General features: G+C 63.3%; 3 protein-coding genes. All 3 read right to left on the minus strand.

Annotated features, from left to right (window positions below):
• A partial coding sequence (locus MUO23_15040) for a sugar ABC transporter ATP-binding protein (GenBank protein MCJ7514267.1) occupies positions 1-1,364 on the minus strand: 1,364 nt, incomplete at its 3' end.
• Between the two features lie 143 nt (positions 1,365-1,507).
• Positions 1,508-2,575: an ABC transporter substrate-binding protein gene (locus MUO23_15045; protein ID MCJ7514268.1), complete on the minus strand. Its 1,068-nt coding sequence runs from the start codon at positions 2,573-2,575 to the stop codon at positions 1,508-1,510.
• Positions 2,576-2,766: 191 nt separating this feature from the next.
• On the minus strand, positions 2,767-3,759 hold the full coding sequence (locus MUO23_15050; GenBank protein MCJ7514269.1) for a substrate-binding domain-containing protein: 993 nt from the start codon (positions 3,757-3,759) through the stop codon (positions 2,767-2,769).
• Positions 3,760-4,580 lie beyond the last annotated feature (821 nt).

Genomic DNA, 4,580 nt, shown 5'->3' on the forward strand with positions numbered 1-4,580 from the left:
AGCGAGAGGACAAGTTTCTGGATCTCCGCCTTGGTGCCCACATCGATCCCGCGGGTCGGTTCGTCGAGGATCAGCACGCGCGGATTCATGGCCAGCCATCTGGCCAGGATGACCTTCTGCTGGTTGCCGCCGCTCAGGTTCTTGACGGGGGCGTCGAGCGATGGCGTGGCGATCCCCAACAGCTCGACGTACCTCTCGGCGATCTCGTCCTGCTGCTGTCGGCGGAGGAACCTGAACCAGCCCTGACCGACCTGAAGGGCGAGGATGATGTTCTCCCGTACCGAAAGGTGATCGATAATCCCTGCCCCCTTTCGGTCTTCGGGCGTCAGCACCAATCCGCGGGTGATCGAGGCGAATGGGGAGAACCTGGTCACCACCTTCCCCTCGACCTCCATCGAGCCGCTGTCGGGCGACTCCAGCCCGTACAGCAGCCCGGCGGCCTCCGTCCGGCCCGACCCGACCAGGCCCGCAAGGCCCAGGACCTCGCCCGGGTACAGTGTCAGGTCAAAGGGATAGACGTCGCCGCTCAAGCCCAGGTCGCGGGTCGTAACGATGGGCTGGGCTCCGATCTGTTCTCCGGTGGCGGCTTTGATCTTCGAGATCTCGGAGAACTCGGTGATTGTCCTGCCGATCATCTTCTCGACCAGCTCCATTTTCGGCAGGGACTCCGTTTCGTACGTGCCGACCAGCCTTCCATTGCGGATCACTGTGACGCGATCCGAGATTCGGTAGGCCTGGTCGATGAAATGCGTGATGAATGTGATTCCGACCAGCTTGCCCTGGAGCCGTCGCATCACCTCGAACAACTGCTCAGTCTCGTGCGATGACAGGCTGGAGGTTGGCTCGTCCAGGATCAACACCTTCGCCGACTCGATCTCGAGAGCGCGAGCGATGGCGACCATCTGCTGGATGGCGACGGAGTAGTCCCCAAGGGTGCGGGTCACGTCGATGTCCATCCCGAGGACCCGGAGGAGGATCTCCCTGGCCTCGCGGTTCATCCTCTTCCAGTCGATCGCTCCGAATCGCATCGGCTGGCGACCGATGAGGATGTTCTCCGCCACCGTCAGGTTGGGGCACAGGTTGATTTCCTGGTAGACCGTGCTGATGCCCAGCGTCTGGGCGTGCTGTGGCGAGCGTACGACGACTTCCTTGCCCTCCAGCAGGATGCGACCGCTGTCGGGTTTCTCGACGCCCGTGAGGATCTTGATGAGAGTGGACTTCCCGGCGCCATTGCCGCCCATCAGGGCGTGGATCTCGCCTGCGTGAAGGTCAAAATCGACCTCGATCAGGGCCTGCACCCCGGGGAAGGACTTCGAGATACGCTGCATGGAGACGAGCAGGCTGCTGGGGTCTCGCTGCGGCATGGGCATTCTTCCCCTTCCAGGTTGGGGCGAGAGGGGCGGCGTCCACCGCCGCCCCTCTCGAGCCCTGTCCACCTTATCGGTCAGGTACGTCCCGGGGGTCCGCGCTCGGTACGTTGAACGGAGCGCAGACTCCCCAGTTACGGCTAGTACTTGCGGCCGTCGGCGATCTCCTGCAGGTTCGGGTCCGAAGCTCTGAAGATGCCTTCCTGCGAAGGCACCCACTTGGGGAGCTCCTCGCCGTTGGCGGCCTTCAGGGCCGCTTCGTACACCTGCGCAGCCAGCAGCGGGTTGCACTCCACGGTGACGCCCAACTCGCCGTCGAGCATCGACTTGAAGGCACCTGCCGTAGCATCGACGGAAAGAACCTTCACATCCTCGTTCGGGACCAGGCCGGCTTCCTTCAGGGCCTCAATAGCGCCCAGGGCCATCTCGTCGTTCTGGGCGAAGATCCCGTCGACTTCCTTGCTCTCCTTCAGCCAGGCTTCGGTGACTGCTTTGCCTTCGGTGGCGCTCCAGTTCCCCGTTTGGCTGTTGGCGATCGTGATTCCGCATTCGCCCATCCGCTCGCGGAATCCCTGGCCGCGGTCCTTGGCGGCTGACGAACCGACATTGCCGACCAGCTCCCAGACGACCTTCGTTTCGCTTCCTTCCAGCATCGCGCACATCTCGTCGGCGGACTTCCGGCCTTCTTCGGCGAAGTCGGAGCCGATGTAGGTGGCGTAGAGGTCCTCGGGAGCATCGATGCGGCGGTCCTCCAGAACAACGATCTTGCCAGCATCCTGCGCTTCCTTCAGAACATCCTCCCAGCCCGTGGTCTCGAGGGCGGCCAGGACGATCGCGTTCACCTCAGGATCCTGGATGAACTGGCGGAACCCCGCCACCTGGTTGGCCAGATCGTTCTGGGAATCATAGAACTTCAGATCCAGGCCTACCTGCTCGGCGGTTTCCTTGAACGAGGCCGTGTTGGCCGCGCGCCAGCCGCCCTCGGATCCGGTCTGCAGGAATCCCACGACCAGGTCCGAGTACTCGCAGTTCGGCGCGCAGGCCAGCCCGGCGGCCGGGGCCGCGGGTGGAGCCTCGGTGGCAGGAGCCGCCGGGGCCTCGGTGGCCGGCGCCGCTGGTGCCTCGGTCGCCGGGGCAGCCGGCGCGCAGGCGCCCAGGACGAAGGCGGCTACAAGGAACAGAAAGGCGATTGTCTTGATGCGGTACATGTTGTTCCTCCTTCTCTCGATTTGTGCCCATTGTCAAGTTCGGGCGGAAATGCTGGTCCTGCGTTGATCGAGGCGGTCTTGACGGTTGAAATTGTGCCTCGGTCCTCGGACGCAGGTCGGACCTGTGGGCGGGTTGGCGCCTCTGGCGGCCTTCTCATCTCTCCTGCCTGGCCTCCTTTCATGTTCCCGTTTTACGGGGACGGTCGGACTGAGCTCTGACGGACGACCAGAGTCGGAGACAGCACGACCGGGGTGGGGGCGGGCGCCGCGATGGCTGCCCACTGGAATCCAATCAGCCGAATCACCTCCTCCACGGCGACCTGTCCCAACGCATGTTGGTCCTGTTCGATCGTCGTCAGAGGAGGCCAGTAGTAGGCGGACTCGACGATGTTGTCGAAACCGACAACGCCCAACTCCCGCGGGATGTCGATGCCCTTCTTGCAGGCAGCCTGCATGACGCTCAAGGCCATCTGATCGTTGGCAACGAAGACGGCGTCCATCTCCGGGTACTGGTGGAAGAGCCGCTCGATAGCCTCGGCGCCGCTGGCCGAAGACCAGTTCCCTTCGACATACGTGTCTGTTCCAGCTTCCAAGCCGGCGTCCAGGAGGGATTCCTCCCAGGCGGCTTTGCGCTGGCGGGCTTCCCACCAATCCAGCGGGCCGGCGATGTGGCCGATTCGCCGGTAGCCCTGATCCAGCAAGTGGGCGACGGCCAGCCGGGCTCCGGCGTAGTTATCGATCGAGACTGCCATAAGGTTCTGGCGAGGCTCCATCGCCAGGAACACAACCGGGACTTCCGAGTCCAGCGTCAGCTGATCGACGAAATCCCGGTTCGACCCGACCTCCGGGACGGCCCAGATCACTCCGTCGACGTGACGGGAGTGGAGCATCTGGAAGATCGGAGCGACGTCGTTCGAGTCGAACCTGGGGAGTTCCTTGAGCAGAAGCGAGTAGCCCAGCTCCTCGGCTGCGTCGGCGATGCCGTTGAGAGTCCGGGAGGGGCCAATGTACTTGAGGCCAGCAGTGACAACTCCCAGGGTATAGCTGCGCTGGCGGATCAGACTGCGCGCCAGGGCGCTGGGTTGGTAGCCGAATTCCTCGATGACCGACTGAACGCGTTTGCGCGTCTCCAGCGAGACGTCTGGGCGGGCGTTGATCACGCGGGAGACCGTCTGGGTCGACACTCCCGCCGCCGATGCGACTTGCTTGATGTTGGGTCGACTGGACCGTGGGGGCATTGTTATCGATCTCGGTATCGATCACGGGATCGATAACATCTTACCCGGGACCCGGTCTTGGAGGCAATTGATGAATGTCACGTTACATTGCGACAGCAGTGAAAGTGGAGATTCCGGGGTAAGGATACCTGTTTGGGGAGTTGTCAATGGCCGTCCGGACTTCGGAGATCGGTAGGCCACATGGTGGCCACCCATCGGTCCGTCATCGAGCAAAGCCTATGAGTTTCCGCAAGCGGCTAGGGATCCCGGGTTGCTGGCAGCGGGGGCCGTGCAGCAACCGATCCCGCTGCTGACGAGCCAGCGTGGCTGGCCAAGATGAAGCCCGGCGCCTCAGGCGCCGGGCTGTCGGTGACTCGAGGAGGCGACGATGGGATTTGCCTGCTCAAGCCGCACACCGTCCCGGTGTCCTACGGGAGAGGCCAGGGAACCCATGATGAGGATCTTGCAGGGCCCGACGCAGGCGATTCAGACCCTTGGTCGCCTTTGGCCGGATTCCGTGTAGGGGTTTACGTATTTTCGGCTACCTTGCGGGCCCAGATCCTGGACCGTCTTCTGGGCTCAGGCAACAGACATAACTGCATGCGTCTTGGAGAGTTCATTGTCGGCCGTTGCTGGCAATCTCGCAAGTGCCCCGAAGTGACTGCCCGCCGATGAAGATCGTCCACGTGTTGGCGACCCTGGCCCGAGCGAGAAACTCGCTCTCCCCAAGCGTCTAGTCAGTTCGGACCTTCCGGAAGGCCTGTTCCGCGGCGGCCACGGTCGCCTCG

This window comes from Anaerolineales bacterium (assembly GCA_022866145.1).
GTDB lineage: Bacteria > Chloroflexota > Anaerolineae > Anaerolineales > E44-bin32 > PFL42.

Coding starts and splice junctions, on each gene's coding strand:
- MUO23_15045 (MCJ7514268.1), bottom strand. CDS start 2,575: ATGTACCGCATCAAGACAATCGCCTTTCTGTTCCTTGTAGCCGCCTTC.